Below are 18,950 nucleotides of genomic sequence, written 5' to 3' on the forward strand. Positions count from 1 at the left end.
CTCGGTCACCGGAGCGCGTCTCGTGGATGCGGCCGCCTGAGATGGGGTGGAGATGGACAACGAACAGAAGCTCCGGGACTACCTTAAGCGCGCGAGCGCCGACCTGAAGCGGTCCCGCGCTCGGGTGCAGGAGCTGGAGGACGCGGCCCGCGAACCCATCGCCATCGTCGGCATGAGCTGTCGCTATCCCGGTGGCGTCGCCGGTCCGGAGGACCTGTGGCGGATGGTCGCCGAGGGACGCGACGGCATCTCCGGTTTCCCGGCCGACCGCGGCTGGGAGCTCGACGAGCTGGACACCTCCACCCGGTCCGGCGGATTCCTGCACGACGCGGGCGAATTCGACGCGGACTTCTTCGGCATCTCCCCGCGCGAGGCGCTGGCGATGGACCCGCAGCAGCGAGTGCTGCTGGAGGCCACCTGGGAGGCATTCGAGCGCGCGGGCGTCGACCCGGCTTCGGTCCGGGGCAGTCGCACCGGCGTGTTCATGGGCGCCATGGCGCAGGACTACCGCGTCGGCCCGGCCGACGATGTCGAGGGCTTCCAGCTCACCGGCAACAGCGGCAGCGTCCTGTCCGGCCGGATCTCCTACACCTTCGGCGCCGTCGGCCCGGCCGTCACCGTCGACACGGCCTGCTCGTCCTCGTTGGTGGCGCTGCACTTGGCCGCGCATTCGCTGCGTTCCGGGGAGTGCTCGCTGGCGTTGGCGGGCGGGGTCACCGTCATGTCCAGCCCGGCGACGTTCCTGGAATTCTCCCGCCAGGGCGGGCTTTCGACGGACGGACGTTGCCGCTCCTTCGCCGAGTCGGCCGCGGGCACCGGTTGGGCCGAAGGCGCCGGCGTGCTGGTGCTGGAACGCCTGTCCGACGCCCGGCGCAACGGGCACGAGGTGCTGGCGGTGGTGCGCGGCAGCGCGGTGAACCAGGACGGCGCGTCGAACGGCCTGACCGCGCCGAACGGTCCTTCGCAGCAGCGCGTGATTCAGCAGGCGCTGGTGAACGCACGCCTCGCACCGTCCGAAGTGGACGTGGTCGAGGCGCACGGCACCGGTACCGTGCTCGGCGATCCGGTCGAGGCGCAGGCGCTGCTGGCCACCTACGGCAAGGACCGCGAGCAGCCGTTGTGGCTGGGTTCGGTGAAGTCCAACATCAGCCACACGCAGGCCGCCGCCGGTGTCGCGGGCGTCATCAAGATGGTGCTGGCGATGCGGCACGGGCTGCTGCCGAAGACGCTGCACGTGGACGAGCCGTCCTCGCACGTGGACTGGAATTCCGGGTCGGTGCGGCTGCTCACCGAGCACACGCCGTGGCCGGAGGCGCAGCGGCCGCGCCGCGCCGGCATCTCCTCGTTCGGTATCAGCGGCACCAACGCGCACACGATCATCGAGCAGGCTCCCGAGCAGGAACCGGCGGCGGAGCCGGTGGTGCCCGCCGGTGCCGTGCCGATCGCGTTGTCGGCCAGAACCGGCGAAGCACTGCGGGAACAGGCCGCACGACTGCTGTCCTCACTGGACTCCGCTGAGCATGAGCCGCTGGACGTGGCGCTGTCGGCGGCCACCCGTTCCGGCCTGGAGCATCGGGCGATCGTCACCGCCGCTGATCGCGACGAGCTGCGCGCGGGGCTGCGCGCGCTGACCGAGGACGCCGAACCGGCCGGAGTCGTCCGTGGTTCGGCCCGGTCGGCGGGCAAGCTGGCGTTCCTGTTCACCGGCCAGGGCGCGCAACGCCTCGGCATGGGGCAGGAGCTGCACGCCCGCTTCCCGGTGTTCGCCGAGGCCCTGGACGCGGTGCTCGCCGAGCTCGACGTTCACCTGGACCGCCCGCTGCGGGAGGTGCTGTTCGCCGAACCGGACACCGCCGAGGCCGCACTGCTGGACGAGACCGGCTACGCGCAGCCCGCGCTGTTCGCGATCGAGGTCGCGCTGTTCCGCCTCACCGAATCCTGGGGACTGCGACCCGATCACTTGGCGGGCCACTCCATCGGTGAGATCACCGCCGCGCACGTGGCCGGGGTGTTCTCGCTCGCCGACGCGTGCGCGCTGGTGTGCGCGCGGGGCCGCCTGATGCAGGCGTTGCCGCGCGGCGGCGCGATGATCTCCTTGCAGGCCACCGAGTCCGAGGTCGCGCCGCTGCTGACCGAGCGGGTGTCGCTGGCGGCGATCAACGGACCGGAGTCCGTCGTGATCTCCGGTGCCGACCACGAGGCGACGGCGATCGGCGAGCACTTCGAGCAGCTGGGCCGCAAGGCGAAGCGGCTCACGGTGAGCCACGCCTTCCACTCGCCGCTGATGGATCCGATGCTCGACGAGTTCCGCGCCGTGGTGGCCGCACTGGCACCGCGGGAACCGCTGCTGCCCATCGTGTCCACGGTGACCGGCGAACCCGCCACCGTGCAGGAGCTGACCTCCGCCGAGCACTGGGTGGAGCACGTGCGCCGTCCCGTGCGGTTCGGCGACGCCGTGCGCAGGCTCGGCGAACACGGCGTGGGCTCGTTCCTGGAGCTGGGACCGGACGGGGTGCTCAGCGCCATGGTCCCCGGCAACCTCAACGCCCGGCCGGACGCCGTGATCAGCCCGTTGCTGCGCGGGAACCGGCCGGAGGTCGCGGCGGTCACCCGGGCGCTCGCCGAGCTGTACGTGCACGGCACCGCACCGGATTGGCCGGAGTTCTTCGCCGCCACCGGGGCGCGGCGGGTGCAGCTGCCCACCTACGCCTTCCAGCGGCGCCGGTTCTGGCCGAAGGGACCGCGCGCCGACGGCGACGTCCGCTCCGCCGGGCTCGGCGCGGCGCACCACCCGCTGCTGGCGGCGGCGGTGGCGCTGGCGAACTCGGACGGCGTGCTGCTCACCGGCAGGCTCTCGGTGCGTTCGCACCCGTGGCTGGCCGAACACGCCGTCGGCGGCACGATCCTGTTGCCCGGCACCGCTTTCGTCGAACTCGCGTTGCGCGCCGGGGACGAGACGGGCTGCGACCGCGTGGACGAGCTCACGCTGGCCGCGCCGCTCGTGCTGCCCGAGCACGGCGCGGTCCAGGTGCAGGTGTGGCTCGGCGGCCCCGACGAGACGGGGCGCCGCGAGCTGAGCCTGTACTCCCGTCCCGACGGTGCCGACGAGCAGCCGTGGACGCGGCACGCCACCGGGGTGCTCACCGCCGCCGAGCAGGAGGAACCCGCGGACTTCGGCCCGGAGTGGCCGCCCGCCGGTGCGCAGCGGGTGGAGCTGGACGGGCACTACGAACGGCTCGCCGCCGACGGTTTCGGCTACGGCCCGGTGTTCCAGGGCCTGCGGGCGGCCTGGCGGCGCGGTGACGAGGTGTTCGCCGAGGTGGCGCTGCCGGAGTCGGCGCGGGCCGACGCGGGCGCGTTCGGCGTGCACCCGGCGCTGCTCGACGCGACGCTGCACGCCGCCGCGTTCACCGGGCTCGGCGAGCACAACCGGGGCGGGCTGCCGTTCTCCTGGGAGGGCGTGACGTTGCACGCCACCGGTGCGTCCACCGTGCGGGTGCGGCTGAGCCGCGCCGGGGACGACGCGGTGTCGCTGGTGGTCGCGGATCCGTCCGGGGCGCCGGTCGCCTCGGTGGACTCGCTGGTGCTGCGGCCGGTCGCCGAGCAGCGCCTGGACGCCCCGGAGCGGGACGCGTTGTTCCGGCTGGACTGGAACCCCGTGTCGACGCGCGCGGCGGTGCCGGATTCGATCGCGGTGCTGGAGCTGATCGGGACGGCCGACGGACTGCTCGGCGGTGCGGCTGCGGCGAGGGATCTCGTTTCGGTGCCGGACGGCGCCGAGGTCGTGGTGGTGCCCGTCGGCCGGGCGGGAACGCCCACGCCGGAAGCGGTGCACGAGGTGGCCGCGCGGGCGCTGGAACTCGCCCGGTCCTGGCTCGAACACGACCGGCTCGCCGAGGCGCGCATGGTCTTCGTGACGCGAGGAGCCCGCGCCGGAACCGACCTGGCCGCCGCGGCGGTGTGGGGCCTGATCCGCACGGCGCAGGCCGAGACGCCGGGCCGGTTCGGGCTGATCGACCTCGGTGACGCCGACTCGGGCGCACTGCTGGAGCAGGCGCTCGGACTCGCCGATGAACCGCAGTTGTCCATTCAGGACGGACGAGTGCTCGTCGCGCGCGTCGGTCGCGCTACGGCTCGGGAAACCGTTGCACCGCAATGGGATCCGGCGGGCACCGTGCTCATCACCGGTGGCACCAGCGGTCTCGGCGCCCTGTTCGCCCGGCATCTCGTCGCCGAGCACGGCGTGCGGCACCTGGTGCTGAGCAGCCGTCGCGGCCCGGCCTCCGACGGCATCGACGCGCTGGTGACCGAGCTCGCCGAACACGGCGCCGACGTGCGCGTGGCGGCCTGCGACGCCGCCGATCGCGACTCCCTCGCCGAGCTGCTGGCCGACGTTCCCACCGAGCACCCGCTGACCGCCGTGATCCACACGGCCGGAGTGCTCGACGACGGCGTGCTCGGATCGTTGACGCCGCAGCGGCTCGACGCGGTGCTGCGGCCGAAGGTCGACGCCGCGTGGCACCTGCACGAACTGACCCGCGAGCACGACCTCGCCGCGTTCATCACGTTCTCCTCGCTGGCCGGCGCGGTCGGAGCCGCCGGGCAGGCGAACTACTCGGCGGCGAACGCGTTCCTCGACGCGCTGGCCGCACACCGGCGTGCGCAGGGGCTTCCGGCGGTGTCGCTGGCCTGGGGGCCGTGGGCGTCCACCGGCGGCATGACGGGCGCGCTCAGCGAAACCGACCTGCGCCGGCTCGCCACCGCGGGGACCCCGCCGCTGGACCCGGAGCAGGGCATCGCGTTGTTCGACGCGGCCCTGAGCACCGGCGAGGCGGTGCTGCTGCCGGTCCGGCTCGACCTGCCGGTGCTGCGCTCGCGCGGCGCCGTCCCGGCGTTCCTGCGCGGCCTCATCCGCACCCCGGCGCGGCGTTCGGCGCGCACCGCCTCGGGCAAGGCGGCGAGCCTGGTGCAGCGGCTCACCGGGCTGGGCGCGGCGGAACGCGCCGAAGCCGTGCTGGAACTGGTGCGCAGCCAGGTCGCCGCGGTGCTCGGGCACGGCGGTGCGGCCGACATCGACCCGGAGCGCGCGTTCCAGGACCTCGGGTTCGACTCGCTGACCGCGGTGGAGCTGCGCAACCGGCTGGCCACCGCCACCGGCCTGCGCACCTCGGCGACCGTCGTGTTCGACTACCCGACGGCGCGGGCGCTCGCCGCGCACGTGCGGGACGAACTGCTCGGTTCCGAGTCCGAATCCGACGACACCGCCGGTGCTGCGGTGTCCGGCGATCCGATCGTGATCGTCGGCATGGCCTGCCGCTATCCCGGCGGAGTGGCCTCGCCGGAGGACTTGTGGCGACTGGTGTCCGAGGGCGCCGACGCGATCACCGGGTTCCCGGTGAACCGGGGCTGGGACCTCGACGCGCTCTACGACGCCGACCCGGACCGGCCCGGCACCTCCTACACCCGCTCCGGCGGATTCCTGCACGACGCGGCCGAATTCGACCCGTCGTTCTTCGGCATGAGCCCCCGCGAGGCGCTGTCCACCGACCCGCAGCAGCGCCTGCTGCTGGAGTCCTCCTGGGAGGCCGTCGAGCGCGCCGGGATCGACCCGAGTTCGTTGCGCGGCAGCCGGACCGGCGTGTTCGCCGGGGTGATGTACAACGACTACAGCGCCGTGCTCGCGGGCGGCGACTTCGAAGGCCACCAGGGCAGCGGCACCTCGCCGAGCATCGCGTCCGGCCGGGTGTCGTACACGCTGGGCCTGGAAGGCCCCGCCGTCACCGTCGACACCGCGTGCTCGTCCTCGCTGGTGGCGATGCACTGGGCGATGCAGGCGCTGCGGGCCGGGGAGTGCTCGTTGGCGCTCGCCGGTGGCGTCACCGTGATGTCGACGCCCGCCTCGTTGATCGAGTTCTCCCGGCAGCGGGGGTTGTCGACGGAGGGGCGCTGCAAGGCGTTCTCCGACGACGCCGACGGAGTCGGCTGGGCCGAGGGCGTCGGAATGCTGGTGCTGGAGCGGCTTTCGGACGCTCGGCGCAACGGGCACGAGGTGCTGGCGGTGGTGCGCGGCAGCGCGGTGAACCAGGACGGCGCGTCGAACGGCCTGACCGCGCCGAACGGTCCTTCGCAGCAGCGCGTGATCCGGCAGGCGCTCGCCGCCGCCGATCTGTCCACTTCGGACGTCGATGTCGTGGAGGCGCACGGCACCGGCACCTCGCTGGGCGACCCGATCGAGGCGCAGGCGCTGGTCGCCACTTACGGGCAGGAGCGGGAGAATCCGCTGCTGCTGGGCGCGATCAAGTCCAACATCGGCCACACCCAGGCCGCCGCGGGCGTCGCCGGTGTGATCAAAATGGTGCAGGCGATGCGGCACGGCGTGCTGCCCCGCACCCTGCACGCCGACACACCGTCCGGGCACGTGGACTGGGACTCGGGCGCGGTCGAACTGCTGACCGCCGAGACCTCCTGGCCGGAGTCCGATCACCCGCGTCGCGCCGGGGTGTCGTCGTTCGGCATCAGCGGCACCAACGCGCACCTGATCCTGGAACAGCCGGAACCCGTCGAGTCGCCCGAGCGTCCGGCCCGGCCGGAGTCCGTGGTGGCCTGGCCGCTGGCCGCGAAGACGCGCGCCGCCCTGCGTTCGCAGGCCGCGCGCCTGGTGTCCGCGCTGGAGGCCGACCCCGAACGCGACCCGCGCGACGTCGGGTTCTCCCTGGCCACGACCCGCACCGGATTCGAGCAGCGCGCCGCCGTGCTCGGCTCGGACCGGGCGAGCCTGCTGTCCGCGCTGCGGTCGCTGGCGGCCGACCGGCCCGATCCCGCCGTGGTGTCGGGGGAGACCGGCGAAGCGGGCAAGCCCGCGGTGTTGTTCACCGGCCAGGGCAGCCAGCGCCCCGGAATGGGAGCCGAGCTCTACGCCCGGTATCCCGTGTTCGCGACCGCGCTGGACGCGGTGCTCGCGCACTTCGACGCGGATTTCGACCGCCCGGTGCGGGACGTGCTGTTCGCGGCGCCCGACACTGCCGAAGCCGCCCTGCTGGACGACACCGGCTACGCGCAGCCCGCGCTGTTCGCGCTGGAAGTGGCGCTGTACCGGCTCGTCGAGTCGCACGGCGCGGTGCCCGCGCAGCTCGCCGGGCACTCCATCGGTGAGCTCGTCGCCGCGCACGTCGCGGGTGTGCTGTCGCTGCCCGACGCGTGCGCGCTGGTGTCCGCGCGCGCCCGGCTGATGCGGGCGTTGCCCGCCGGTGGCGCCATGATCGCCGTGCGGGCCACCGAGGACGAGGTCGCGCCGCTGCTGACCGAGCGGGTGTCGATCGCGGCGGTGAACGGGCCGAACGCGCTCGTGCTCTCCGGTGCCGAGGACGAGGTCGCCGCGCTCGCGGACCGCTTCGCGGATCGCAAGACCAAGCGACTCACCGTGAGCCACGCGTTCCACTCCCCGCTGATGGAACCGATGCTCGCCGAGTTCCGCGAGGTCGCGGCCGGGCTCACCTACCACGCCCCGGCGATCCCGCTGGTGTCGAACGTGACCGGCGCGTTCGCCGGTGACGAGGTGCGCACGCCCGAGTACTGGGTCGGGCACGTCCGCGCCACCGTCCGGTTCGCCGACGGCGTGCGCGCCATGGCCGACGCGGGCGCCCGCACCTTCCTGGAGCTCGGCCCGGACGGGGTGCTCAGCGCGATGGCGCAGGACGTCCTCGGCGACGAGGCCGAGCCGGTGCCCGCGCTGCGCGCCGACCGCGCCGAGGAACTTTCCGTGACGACGGCGCTGGCGAGGCTGCACGTGCGCGGCGTGCCGGTGGACTGGGCCGCGGTGTACCCGGACGCGCGGCGCGTGGACCTGCCCACCTACGCCTTCCAACGCGAGCGGTATTGGCCGGAGACCACCGTCGTCGCGCCCGTCGGCGACCCGGCGGACGAGCGGCTGTGGGCGGCGGTGGATCGCGGCGCCGCCGACGAGCTCGTCGAGCTGCTGGGCCTGGAGGACTCCCAGCACGCCTCGCTGTACGCGTTGCTGCCGGCACTGGCCTCGTGGCGCCAGGGCAGGCACGAGAAGGCGCTGCTGGATTCGTGGCGTTACCGGGTGGACTGGCGTCCGCTGAGCACGCCCGCGCCCGCCGTGCTGAGCGGCACCTGGCTGCTGGTGAGCACCACCGAGACGGCGTCCGACGACGTGGCGGAAGCGGTGCGGGCGCACGGCGCGCAGGTTCGTGAACTGGTGCTCGACGCCGACTGCGCGGATCGGGAGGTGCTGGCGGCGCGGCTCGGCGCGGCGGAGGGCATCGCCGGTGTGGTGTCGCTGCTGGCCGCCGACGAGCGGCCCAGCGGTGCGCTCACCACCGGTCTCGCGCTGAACGCCGCTGTGGTGCGGGCACTGGGTGATCTCGGCCTCGACGCTCCACTGTGGATGATCACCAGGGGTGCGGTGTCCACCGGTGCGGACGATCCGGTCGCACACCCGGCGCAGGCCGCCACCTGGGGACTCGGCCGCGTGGTCGCGCTGGAGCACTCCCGGCGCTGGGGCGGGCTCGCCGACCTGCCCGAGGCGCTGGATCGGCAAGCCGCCACCCGGTTGGCCTGCGCTTTCGCCGGAATCGGCGATGAGGACCAGGTGGCCGTGCGCGCCTCCGGGGTCTTCGGGCGCAGGTTGCTGCACCACCCGATCGCGGAGCCCGCGGGCGAGTTCGCGCCGTCCGGGACGGTGCTCATCACCGGCGGCACCGGCGCCCTCGGCGCCGAGATCGCCCGCTCGCTGGCGGAAGCCGGGGCGGACCGGCTGGTGCTCACCAGCCGCCGCGGCCCGGACGCGCCAGGAGCCGCCGAACTCGCCGACGGGCTCCGCGAACTGGGCGCCGAAGTGCACCTGGCCGCCTGCGACGTCGCCGACCGCGACTCCCTCGCCGCACTGCTCGCCGACATCCCCGACGAGCAGCCGCTGACCGGCGTGGTGCACGCGGCGGGCATCGGGCAGGCCAACCCCCTGGACACCACCGGGCTCGACGAGTTCGCGAACGTCGTGTCCGCGAAGGTCGCCGGTGCGGCGAATCTCGACGCGCTGCTCGGTGACCGCGACCTCGACTTCTTCGTGCTGCTGACCTCGATCGCCGGGATCTGGGGCAGCGGCGGGCAGAGCGCCTACGCGGCGGCGAACGCGCAACTCGACGCGCTGGCCGAGCACCGCAGGGCGCGCGGCCGCACCGCCACCGCGCTCGCCTGGGGGCCGTGGGCCGAGGCGGGCATGGCCACCGACGAGGCCATGTCGGAAACCCTGCGCCGGACCGGACTCGGCATGCTGGAGCCCGGCTCCGCGCTCGCCGAGCTGCGCCGCGCCATCACCCACCACGACGTGGTGACGACCGTCGCCGACGTGGACTGGGCGCGCTACCACCCGATCTTCACCGTGGCCCGGCCCAGCGCACTGCTGTCCGAACTGGCCGAGGTGCGCGCCCTGGAACAGCCCGCCACCGAAGGGGGCGGCGAGTTCGCCGCCCGGTTGCGCGGCCTCGACGAGGACGAGCAGCTGCGGCTGCTGCTGGAGCTGGTGCGCGGGGAGGCCGCCGTCGTGCTCGGGCACTCCGGTGCGGAGGCGGTGCCGGAGCGCCGCGCGTTCCGCGACATCGGCTTCGACTCGCTCACCGCCGTCGAACTGCGCAAGCGCATCGCGGGCGCCACCGGTCTCGCGCTGCCCAGCACGATGGCCTTCGACTACCCCAGCGCGCAGGCGCTCGCCGCGTACCTGCGCACCGAACTGCTCGGCAGTGCGGGCGGCGCCGCGCAGGTCTCGGCGGCCGCCGCCGACAGCGGGGAGGCCATCGCCATCGTCGGCATGGCCTGCCGATTCCCCGGTGGCGCGGACACTCCGGAACGCTTCTGGGAGCTGATCGCCGACGGCGTCGACGCGATCTCGGAGTTCCCCGTGGATCGCGGCTGGGACGCCGACCGGCTCTACGACCCGGACCCCGACCGGCCCGGAACGACCTACTCCACGCAGGGCGGATTCCTGCACGACGCGGGCGAATTCGATCCGGCGTTCTTCGGGATCTCCCCGCGCGAGGCGCTGTCCATGGATCCGCAGCAACGGTTGCTGCTGGAAACGGCCTGGGAGTCCTTCGAGCGCGCGGGCATCGACCCCGGCACGCTGCACGGCAGCCGGACCGGTACTTACATCGGGTCGAGCTTCCAGGACTACGGCAGCGGCTCCGCCGAGGGCTCCGAAGGGCACATGGTCACCGGGACCAGCCCGAGCGTGCTCTCCGGTCGGCTGTCCTACCTGTTCGGGCTGGAAGGTCCCGCGGTCACCGTGGACACCGCGTGCTCGTCCTCGCTGGTGGCGCTGCACCTGGCGTGCCAGTCGCTGCGCAACGGCGAGAGCGACCTCGCGCTCGCCGGCGGTGCGACGGTGATGGCGGATCCGGCGGCGTTCATCGCGTTCAGCAGCCAGCGGGCGCTGGCCCAGGACGGGCGCTGCAAGGCGTTCTCCGACGCGGCCGATGGCATGACGCTGTCCGAGGGCGTGGGCCTGCTGCTGGTGGAACGGCTCTCCGACGCGCGGCGCAACGGGCACGAGGTGCTCGCGGTGGTGCGCGGCAGCGCGGTGAACCAGGACGGCGCCTCCAACGGGCTGAGCGCGCCGAACGGCCCCTCGCAGCAACGCGTCATCCAGCAGGCGCTCGCCAACGCCGATCTGTCCACATCGGACGTTCAGGTGGTGGAGGCGCACGGCACCGGTACCTCGCTCGGCGACCCGATCGAGGCGCAAGCGTTGCAGAACACCTACGGCCGCGACCGCGACCCGGCCGCCCCGCTGCTGCTGGGCTCGGTGAAGTCCAACCTGGGCCACACCCAGTCCGCTTCCGGCGTGGTCAGCGTGATCAAGATGGTGCTGGCGATGCGGCACGGCGTGCTGCCGCGCACGCTGCATGCCGAGCGGCCGTCCTCGCACATCGACTGGTCGCCGGGCACCGTGTCGCTGCTGCACGAGAACACCGCGTGGCCGAGCACCGGCGGGCCGCGCCGGGCGGGCGTGTCCTCGTTCGGCATCAGCGGCACCAACGTGCACACCGTGCTGGAACAGGCGCCCGCGCCGGAGATCGAGCAGCCGGTGATCGAGCCGGTGATCGAGCCGGTGCCCGCCGGGCCGGTGCCGTGGGTGCTGTCCGCGCGCACCGCGCCCGCACTGCGCGCTCAGGCGGCCCGTCTTGCGTCCGAAGTGGACGGACTGCGCGCTGTGGACGTGGCGCATTCGCTGCTCACCTCCCGCGCGTTGTTCGAGCACCGCGCGGTGTTCGTCGGTGACGGCACCGAGCTGCGCGACGGACTCGCCGAGTTCGCCGAAGGTCGCCCCACCGCCGGAGTCGCGCAGGGCACGGCCACGGCAGGCGGCAAGACGGTGTTCGTGTTCCCCGGTCAGGGATCGCAGTGGGCCGGCATGGGCGCGCGGCTGCTCGACGAGTCCCCGGTTTTCGCCGCGCGGCTCGCCGAGTGCGCCGCCGCGCTGGAGCCGTTCGTCGACTGGTCGCTGCTCGACGTGCTGCGCGAAACCGAAGGTGCGCCCTCGCTGGAACGCGTCGACGTGGTGCAACCCGCCTCGTTCGCCGTGATGGTGTCGCTGGCCGCGCTGTGGGAGCACCACGGCGTGCGCCCCGACGCCGTCGTCGGGCACTCCCAGGGGGAGATCGCCGCCGCCTGCGTCTCCGGCGCGCTGTCGTTGCCGGACGCTGCGCGGGTCGTGGCGCTGCGCAGCCAGAACATCGCCCGCAGCCTCGCCGGAGCGGGCGGCATGCTCTCGATCGCGCTGCCCGCCGCCGAAGTGCAGGACCGGATCGGTGAGGGCGTGTCGATCGCCGCGATCAACGGCCCCGGTTCGGTCGTCGTCTCCGGTGATCCCGCCGCCCTGGACGCGCTGCACGAGCGGCTCACCGCCGAGGAGGTCCGAGCCCGGCGGGTCGCCGTGGACTACGCCTCGCACTCCGCGCACGTCGAAGCGCTCGAAGCGGAACTGCTCGACGCGCTCGCACCGGTGCGCCCCGTCGGCTCGGTGGTGCCGTTCTTCTCCACCGTCACCGGGGACTGGCTCGACACCACCGGCATGGACGCCGCGTACTGGTACCGCAACCTGCGCCGCACCGTCGGTTTCGAACCGGCCGTGCGCGCCCTCGCCGAGCAGCAGCACGGCGTGTTCGTCGAGGTCAGCTCGCACCCGGTGCTGAGCTTCAGCGTGCAGGAAACCGTGGAGCAGGCGGGGATTCCCGCCGTCACCGGCGCCACGCTGCGCCGAGACCAGGGCGGCCTGGACCGGTTCCTGCTCTCCGCCGGTGAACTGTTCGCCCACGGCGTCGCCGTGGACTGGGCGCCGGTGCTCGACGACACCGGGGCGCGGCGGGTGGACCTGCCGACCTACGCCTTCCAGCACGAGCACCTGTGGGCGCTGCCCACTGCCCCGCGGCTCGCCGCGACCGCGGCCGATGCGGCGGAGGCCGAGTTCTGGGACGCCGTCGAGCAGCAGGACCTCGGTTCGCTGACCGACCGGCTCGACGTGGACGAGGACTCCCTGGCGGCGGTGCTGCCCGCGCTGTCGTCCTGGCGCCGCAGCCGCACCGAATCCTCCACAGTGGACTCGTGGCGGTATCGGGTCAGCTGGAAACCGTTGAGCGGCAGCGGAAACGCCGCGCTCGCCGGGACCTGGCTCGTGGTCACCACCGAGGGCGTGGACGATTCGGGCGTCACCGACGCGCTCACCGCGCACGGCGCGACGGTGCGCCGGGTCGAACTGGACGAGTCCTGCCTCGACCGGGACACGGCGGCCGAGCGCCTCACCGGCGACGACGAGCCGGCCGGCGTGGTGTCGCTGCTGGCACCGGCCGAACGGCCCAGCACCGCGCACCCCGAACTCGCGCTGGGCCTCGCGCTGAACGTGAGCCTGATCCAAGCGCTCGACGGGACCGACGCCCCGCTGTGGGCGCTGACCCGCGGCGCCGTCGCCACCACCCGCGCCGAGCAGGTCGTGAACCCGATCCAGGCGCAGGTGCACGGCCTCGGCTGGACGGCCGCGCTGGAGCATCCGCAGCGCTGGGGAGGCGTCGTCGACCTGCCCGCCGAGCTCGACGACAGGGCCGGTCAGCGGCTCGCGTCCGTGCTCGCGGGATCGGACGAGGACCAGCTCGCGATCCGCGCCTCCGGCGTGTTCGCCCGCCGCGTCGTGCGCGCCCCGGCGGGCGACCGCGCGCCCGCGAAGGACTGGAGCCCGCGCGGCACCACCCTGATCACCGGCGGCACCGGCACCCTCGCCCCGCACCTCGCGCGTTGGCTGGCGAAGCAGGGCGCCGAGCACCTGGTGCTCACCAGCCGTCGCGGCGCCGACGCGCCCGGCGCGGCCGAACTGCTCGCCGAACTCGCCGAACTGGGCGCTCGCGCCGAGATGCTGCCCTGCGACCTCGGCGACCGCGGGTCCGTCCGGAACCTGTTGGCACGGCTCGAATCCGACGGCCGCACCGTGCGCACCGTGCTGCACACGGCGGCGTTCATCGGCCTGCAAGCGATCAACGAGGTCACTCCGGAGTCCTTCGCCGACGTGATCCGGGCGAAGGTCGTCGGCGCGCAGCACCTCGACGAACTGCTGCCCGCCGAGCTCGACGCGTTCGTGCTGTTCTCCTCCACCGCCGGAATGTGGGGCAGCGGGCAGCACGCCGCCTACGTCGCGGGCAACGCCTACCTGGCCGCGCTGGCCGAGAACCGCCGGGCGCGCGGCCTTCCCGCCACCTCGATCTCCTGGGCATCTGGGCCGACGACCAGAAGCTCGGCCGCGTCGACCCCGACGCGATCCGCCGTAGCGGCCTCGTGTTCATGTCGCCGGAGCTGGCGCTGGCCGGGCTGCGCGGCGCACTGGACCACGACGACACCGCGCTCGCGGTGGCCGACGTGGACTGGGAGCGCTACTACCCGGTGTTCGCCGCCGCCCGGCCCACCGCATTGTTCGGCGAGATCCCCGAGGTCCGCGGCATCGTGCGGCAGCAGGCCGAGCAGACCGGCACCGTGGCGGGCGGCGAGTTCGCCGCGCGAATCCGTGCGCTGCCCGCCGCCGAGCAGAGCCGGCTGCTGCTGGACCTGGTGCGTTCCGAGGCGGCGACCGCGCTCGGGCACACCTCTTCCGACGCGCTCGGGGAGCAACGCGCGTTCCGCGACGTCGGGTTCGACTCGGTGACCGCCGTCGACCTGCGCAACCGGATCGCCGCCGCCACCGGGCTCACGTTGCCGACCACGATGGTCTTCGACCACCCGAACCCGCTGTCGCTGGTGGAGTTCCTGCGGGCCGAGATCGCCGGTGCCACCGGCACCTCGGCGACGACGGCGGTGCGGCCGGTGGGCGACGAGCCGATCGCGATCGTCGGCATGAGCTGCCGCTACCCGGGCGGGGTGAGCTCGCCGGAGCAGCTGTGGGACCTGGTGGCACAGGGCGCGGACGTGATCTCCGGGTTCCCCGCCGATCGCGGCTGGGACGCCGAGGGGATCTACGACCCCGACCCGGACCGGCAGGGCAAGACCTACTCCACGCAGGGCGGATTCCTGCACGACGTGGCCGATTTCGACGCGGAGTTCTTCGGCATCTCCCCGCGCGAGGCCCTGTCCATGGACCCGCAGCAGCGGCTGCTGCTGGAGACCGCGTGGGAGTCCTTCGAGCGGGCGGGCATCGACCCGGCCACCTTGCGGGGCAGCCTCACCGGGGCGTTCATCGGCGCGAGCTACCAGGACTACAACGCGCACGCCGCCGACGGGTCCGAAGGCCACATGATCACCGGGGCGCTCTCCAGCGTCCTGTCCGGGCGGGTGAGCTACCTGTTCGGGCTGGAAGGCCCGGCGGTCACGTTGGACACGGCGTGCTCGTCCTCGCTGGTGGCGCTGCACCTGGCGTGCCAGTCGCTGCGCAACGGGAGAGCTCGCTGGCGCTGGCCGGTGGCGTGTCGGTGATGTCCACGCCGAGCGCGTTCATCGGTTTCAGCCGCCAGCGCGCGATGGCCGTCGACGGTCGCTGCAAGGCGTACTCCGAGGCCGCCGACGGCATGAGCCTCGCCGAGGGAATCGGCTTGGTGCTGGTGGAACGCTTGTCCGACGCCCGCCGCAACGGGCATCCGGTGCTGGCTGTGGTGCGCGGTTCGGCGATCAACCAGGACGGTGCTTCCAACGGGCTGACCGCGCCGAACGGGCCGTCGCAGCAGCGCGTCATCCGCGCCGCGCTGGCCAACGCGGGCGTCGCGCCCGCCGAGGTCGACGTGCTGGAGGGCCACGGCACCGGTACCGCGCTGGGCGACCCGATCGAGGCGCAGGCGCTGCTGGCGACCTACGGGCAGGAGCGGGCGAATCCGCTGCTGCTGGGGTCGATCAAGTCCAACATCGGCCACACCCAGATGGCCTCCGGCGTGGCCAGCGTGATCAAGATGGTGCAGGCGCTGCGGCACGGCACCGTCCCGCGAACGCTGCACGTCGACGAGCCGTCCTCGCACGTGGACTGGGCGTCAGGCGCGATCGAGCTGCTGGGCGAGCAGGTTCCGTGGCCCGAGTCGGACCGGCCGCGCCGCGCCGCGGTGTCCTCGTTCGGGCTCAGCGGCACCAACGCGCACACCATCCTCGAACAGGCCCCGCCGGTCGAGGAACCGGCGCACACGCCGGAGGCGGGCATCGTGCCCGCAGTCCTGTCCGGCCGCAGCGAGTCCGCGCTGCGTGCGCAGGCCGCACGGCTGCTGTCCCATGTGGACGAGAACGAGTTCGCGCTGCCCGATCTCGCGTTCTCCCTCGCCGACGGACGCGGCCGGTTCGAGCACCGGGCGGCGGTGATCGCCGAGGACCCGGCGGAGCTGCGGCGCGGCCTGACGGCGCTGCGCGACGGCAACCCCGCCGGGAACCTGGTGCGCGGCAAGGCGTCCGGAGACCTGCGCACCGCGTTCCTGTTCACCGGTCAGGGCAGCCAGCGCCCCGGCATGGGCCGGGAGCTCTACGCCCGGTTCCCCGTGTTCGCCGACGCGCTCGACGCGGTGCTGGCGCACCTGGACGCCGAGCTCGACACCCCGCTGCGCGAGGTCCTGTTCGCCGAACCGGACACCGCCGAGGCCGCCCTGCTCGACACCACCGCCTACACCCAGCCCGCGTTGTTCGCGCTGGAAGTGGCGCTGTTCCGGCTCGTCGAATCGTGGGGGCAGCGCCCGGACTACCTGGCCGGGCACTCCATCGGGGAGCTCGCCGCCGCGCACGTCGCCGGGGTGTTGTCGCTGCCCGACGCGTGCGCGCTCGTGGCCGCCCGGGGCCGCCTGATGCAGGCGTTGCCCGAAGGCGGCGCCATGATCTCGGTGCAGGCCACCGAGCACGAGGTCACGCCGCTGCTGACCGGGCGGGTGTCGCTCGCCGCGATCAACGGGCCGGAGTCCGTGGTCGTCTCCGGCGATGCGGACGAGGCGACCGCGATCGCCGAGCACTTCGAGCAGTTGGGCCGCAAGGCGAAGCGGCTCACGGTGAGCCACGCGTTCCACTCGCCGCTGATGGATCCGATGCTCGACGAGTTCCGCCGAGTGGCCGACGGCATCACCTTCCACTACCCGGCCATCCCCATCGTGTCCACTTTGACCGGTGAGCTCGCCACCGCCGAGCAGCTCGGCAGCGCCGACTACTGGGTCGCGCACGTGCGCGGCGCGGTGCGCTTCGCCGACGGTGCCCGGTGGCTGGCCGAGGCCGGCGTGCGCACGTTCCTCGAACTCGGGCCGGACGGCGTGCTCTCCGGCATGGCGCGCGAGTCCGTCACCGAGGACGCGGTGCTGCAGCCCGCGCTGCGCCGGGACCGCGACGACACCGAGGCGATCACCACTGCGCTGGCTCGTCTGCACGTCACGGGGCTGCGGGTCGACTGGAACGGCTACTTCGCCGACACCGGCGCCCGGCGGGTGGACCTGCCGACGTACGCCTTCCAGCACAAGCGGTTCTGGCCCGAACCCGCCGCCGAGCAGGTGGCGGCCGACCCGGTGGACGCCGAGTTCTGGTCCGCCGTGGACCGCGCCGACACCGACGCGCTGAGCTCCACGCTGGACCTGGACGGCGACACCGTGCAGGCGATGGTGCCCGCGCTGTCGGCGTGGCGCCGCAAGCGCCACGAGTCCGCCACCGTCGATTCCTGGCGGTACCGCACCGCCTGGCGCCCCGTGCGCCCCGAGCACTCCGCGCCCGCCGGGCCGTGGCTGGTGTTGACCCCGCAGGGTTGCGAGGCCGAACCCACCGCCCGAGTGCTGGCCGCGCTGGGCGCGGACGCGGTGCGGGTCGAGGTGCATCGCGCCGACCGCGCCGAGCTGGCGTGGCGGCTGCGCACCGAGGCCGCCGATGCCGGATTCCCGGAAAGCGGGGCCGGATTCGCCGGAGTGGTCTCGCTGCTCGCCTGGGACTCCGAAGCGCACGAATCGGACGTGCCCGCCGGGCTGCTGCTGACCGCGACCGCCGTGCAGGCGCTCGCGGACGCCGAAATCGATGCTCCATTGTGGACCATCACGAGCGGCGCGGTCTCCGTCGGCCGTTCCGAGGCGGGCGCCGACCCGGCGCAGGCCGCGCTGTGGGGCTTCGGCCGCGTCGTCGCGCTGGAACGGCCCGCCCGCTGGGGCGGCCTGATCGACGTCGACGGCGACGCCTTCGACCGGCTCCCCACCGTCCTCGGCGGCACCGAGGACCAAGTGGCCCTGCGCCGATCGGGAGTGTTCGCGCGCCGCCTGGTGCCCGCGCCCATCGCCGCCGAGGACGAGAAACCGTTCACCACCAACGGAACCGTGCTCATCACCGGCGGCACCGGTGCTCTCGGCGGTCAGGTCGCGCGGCTGTTCGCGCGGGCCGGTGCCGAGCACCTGGTGCTGTTGAGCCGACGCGGCCTGGAAGCGCCCGGCGCGGCGGAGCTGCGCGCGGAACTCGCCGGACACGGCGCGCGGGTCACCATCGCGGCCTGCGACGCCGCCGATCGGGGCGCGCTCGCCACCGTGCTCGACGGGATCCCCGCCGAACACCCGCTGCGCACCGTGATCCACACCGCCGGAGTCGTCGAGGACGGCGTGCTCGACGCGCTGACCCCCGACCGGTTCACCGCGGTGTGGCGCTCGAAGGTCGTCGCCGCACGGCACCTCGACGAGCTCACCGCCGACGCGGAGCTCGACGCGTTCGTGCTGTTCTCCTCCACCGCGGGCACCTTCGGCGCCGCCGGTCAGGGCAACTACGCGGCCGCCAACACCGCGCTCGACGCGCTCGCCGAGTCCCGCCGCGCCACCGGCCGGGCGGCCACCTCGATCGCCTGGGGACCGTGGGCCGAGGCCGGGATGGCCGACGCCGCCGTGCGGAGCCGGGTGCGCCGAGGCGGGTTCGACCCGATGGACCCGGAACGGGCGATCACCGCGCTGCGCCGGTCGCTGGAGCAGGACGACACGACGCTCGCCGTAGCCGACATCGATTGGGAGCGGTTCGCCGCCGCGTTCACCTCGGCGCGCGCGCTGATCTCCGAGATCCCGCAGGTCCGCGCGCTCGCGCAGACCGAGATCGCCGCACCGGACGAGCAGGGGCTGCGGTCGCGGCTCGCGGAACTGCCCGACGCCGAACGCGGGCAGGTGGTGCTGGACCTGCTGCTCGGCCAGGTCGCCGCGGTGCTCGGGCATTCCGACGCCACCGAAGTGGCCGCCGACCGGGCGTTCCAGGACCTCGGGTTCGACTCGCTGACCACGGTGGAACTGCGCAACGCGATCACCGCCGCGACCGGGCTGGCGCTGCCCTCGACGCTGGTCTACGACCACCCGACTCCGTTGGCGCTGCGGGACTTCCTGCTCGCGGAACTGCTCGGCTCACTGCCCGCGGCCGGTCCCGTCGTGGCCGTCCGCGCGGCCGACGACGACCCGATCGCCGTGGTCGGCATCGGCTGCCGGTTCCCCGGCGGCGTCCGCTCA

The 18,950-nt window shown here is 73.8% G+C and carries 1 protein-coding gene and 1 pseudogene; both read left to right on the forward strand.

Annotation, left to right across the window (positions count from 1 at the left end; translation table 11 throughout):
* The first annotated feature begins 46 nt into the window (after positions 1 to 46).
* Positions 47 to 14,203, forward strand: a complete 14,157-nt coding sequence (locus H2Q94_RS07940) for a type I polyketide synthase (RefSeq protein ID WP_397545441.1) — start codon at positions 47 to 49, stop codon at positions 14,201 to 14,203.
* Positions 14,110 to 18,785: pseudogene (locus H2Q94_RS30860) on the forward strand (type I polyketide synthase); the annotation flags it as partial. The gene H2Q94_RS07940 and the pseudogene H2Q94_RS30860, both read left to right, overlap by 94 nt.
* Positions 18,786 to 18,950: the final 165 nt, after the last annotated feature.

It is taken from the genome of Saccharopolyspora gloriosae (assembly GCF_022828475.1).
Classification (GTDB): domain Bacteria; phylum Actinomycetota; class Actinomycetes; order Mycobacteriales; family Pseudonocardiaceae; genus Saccharopolyspora_C; species Saccharopolyspora_C gloriosae_A.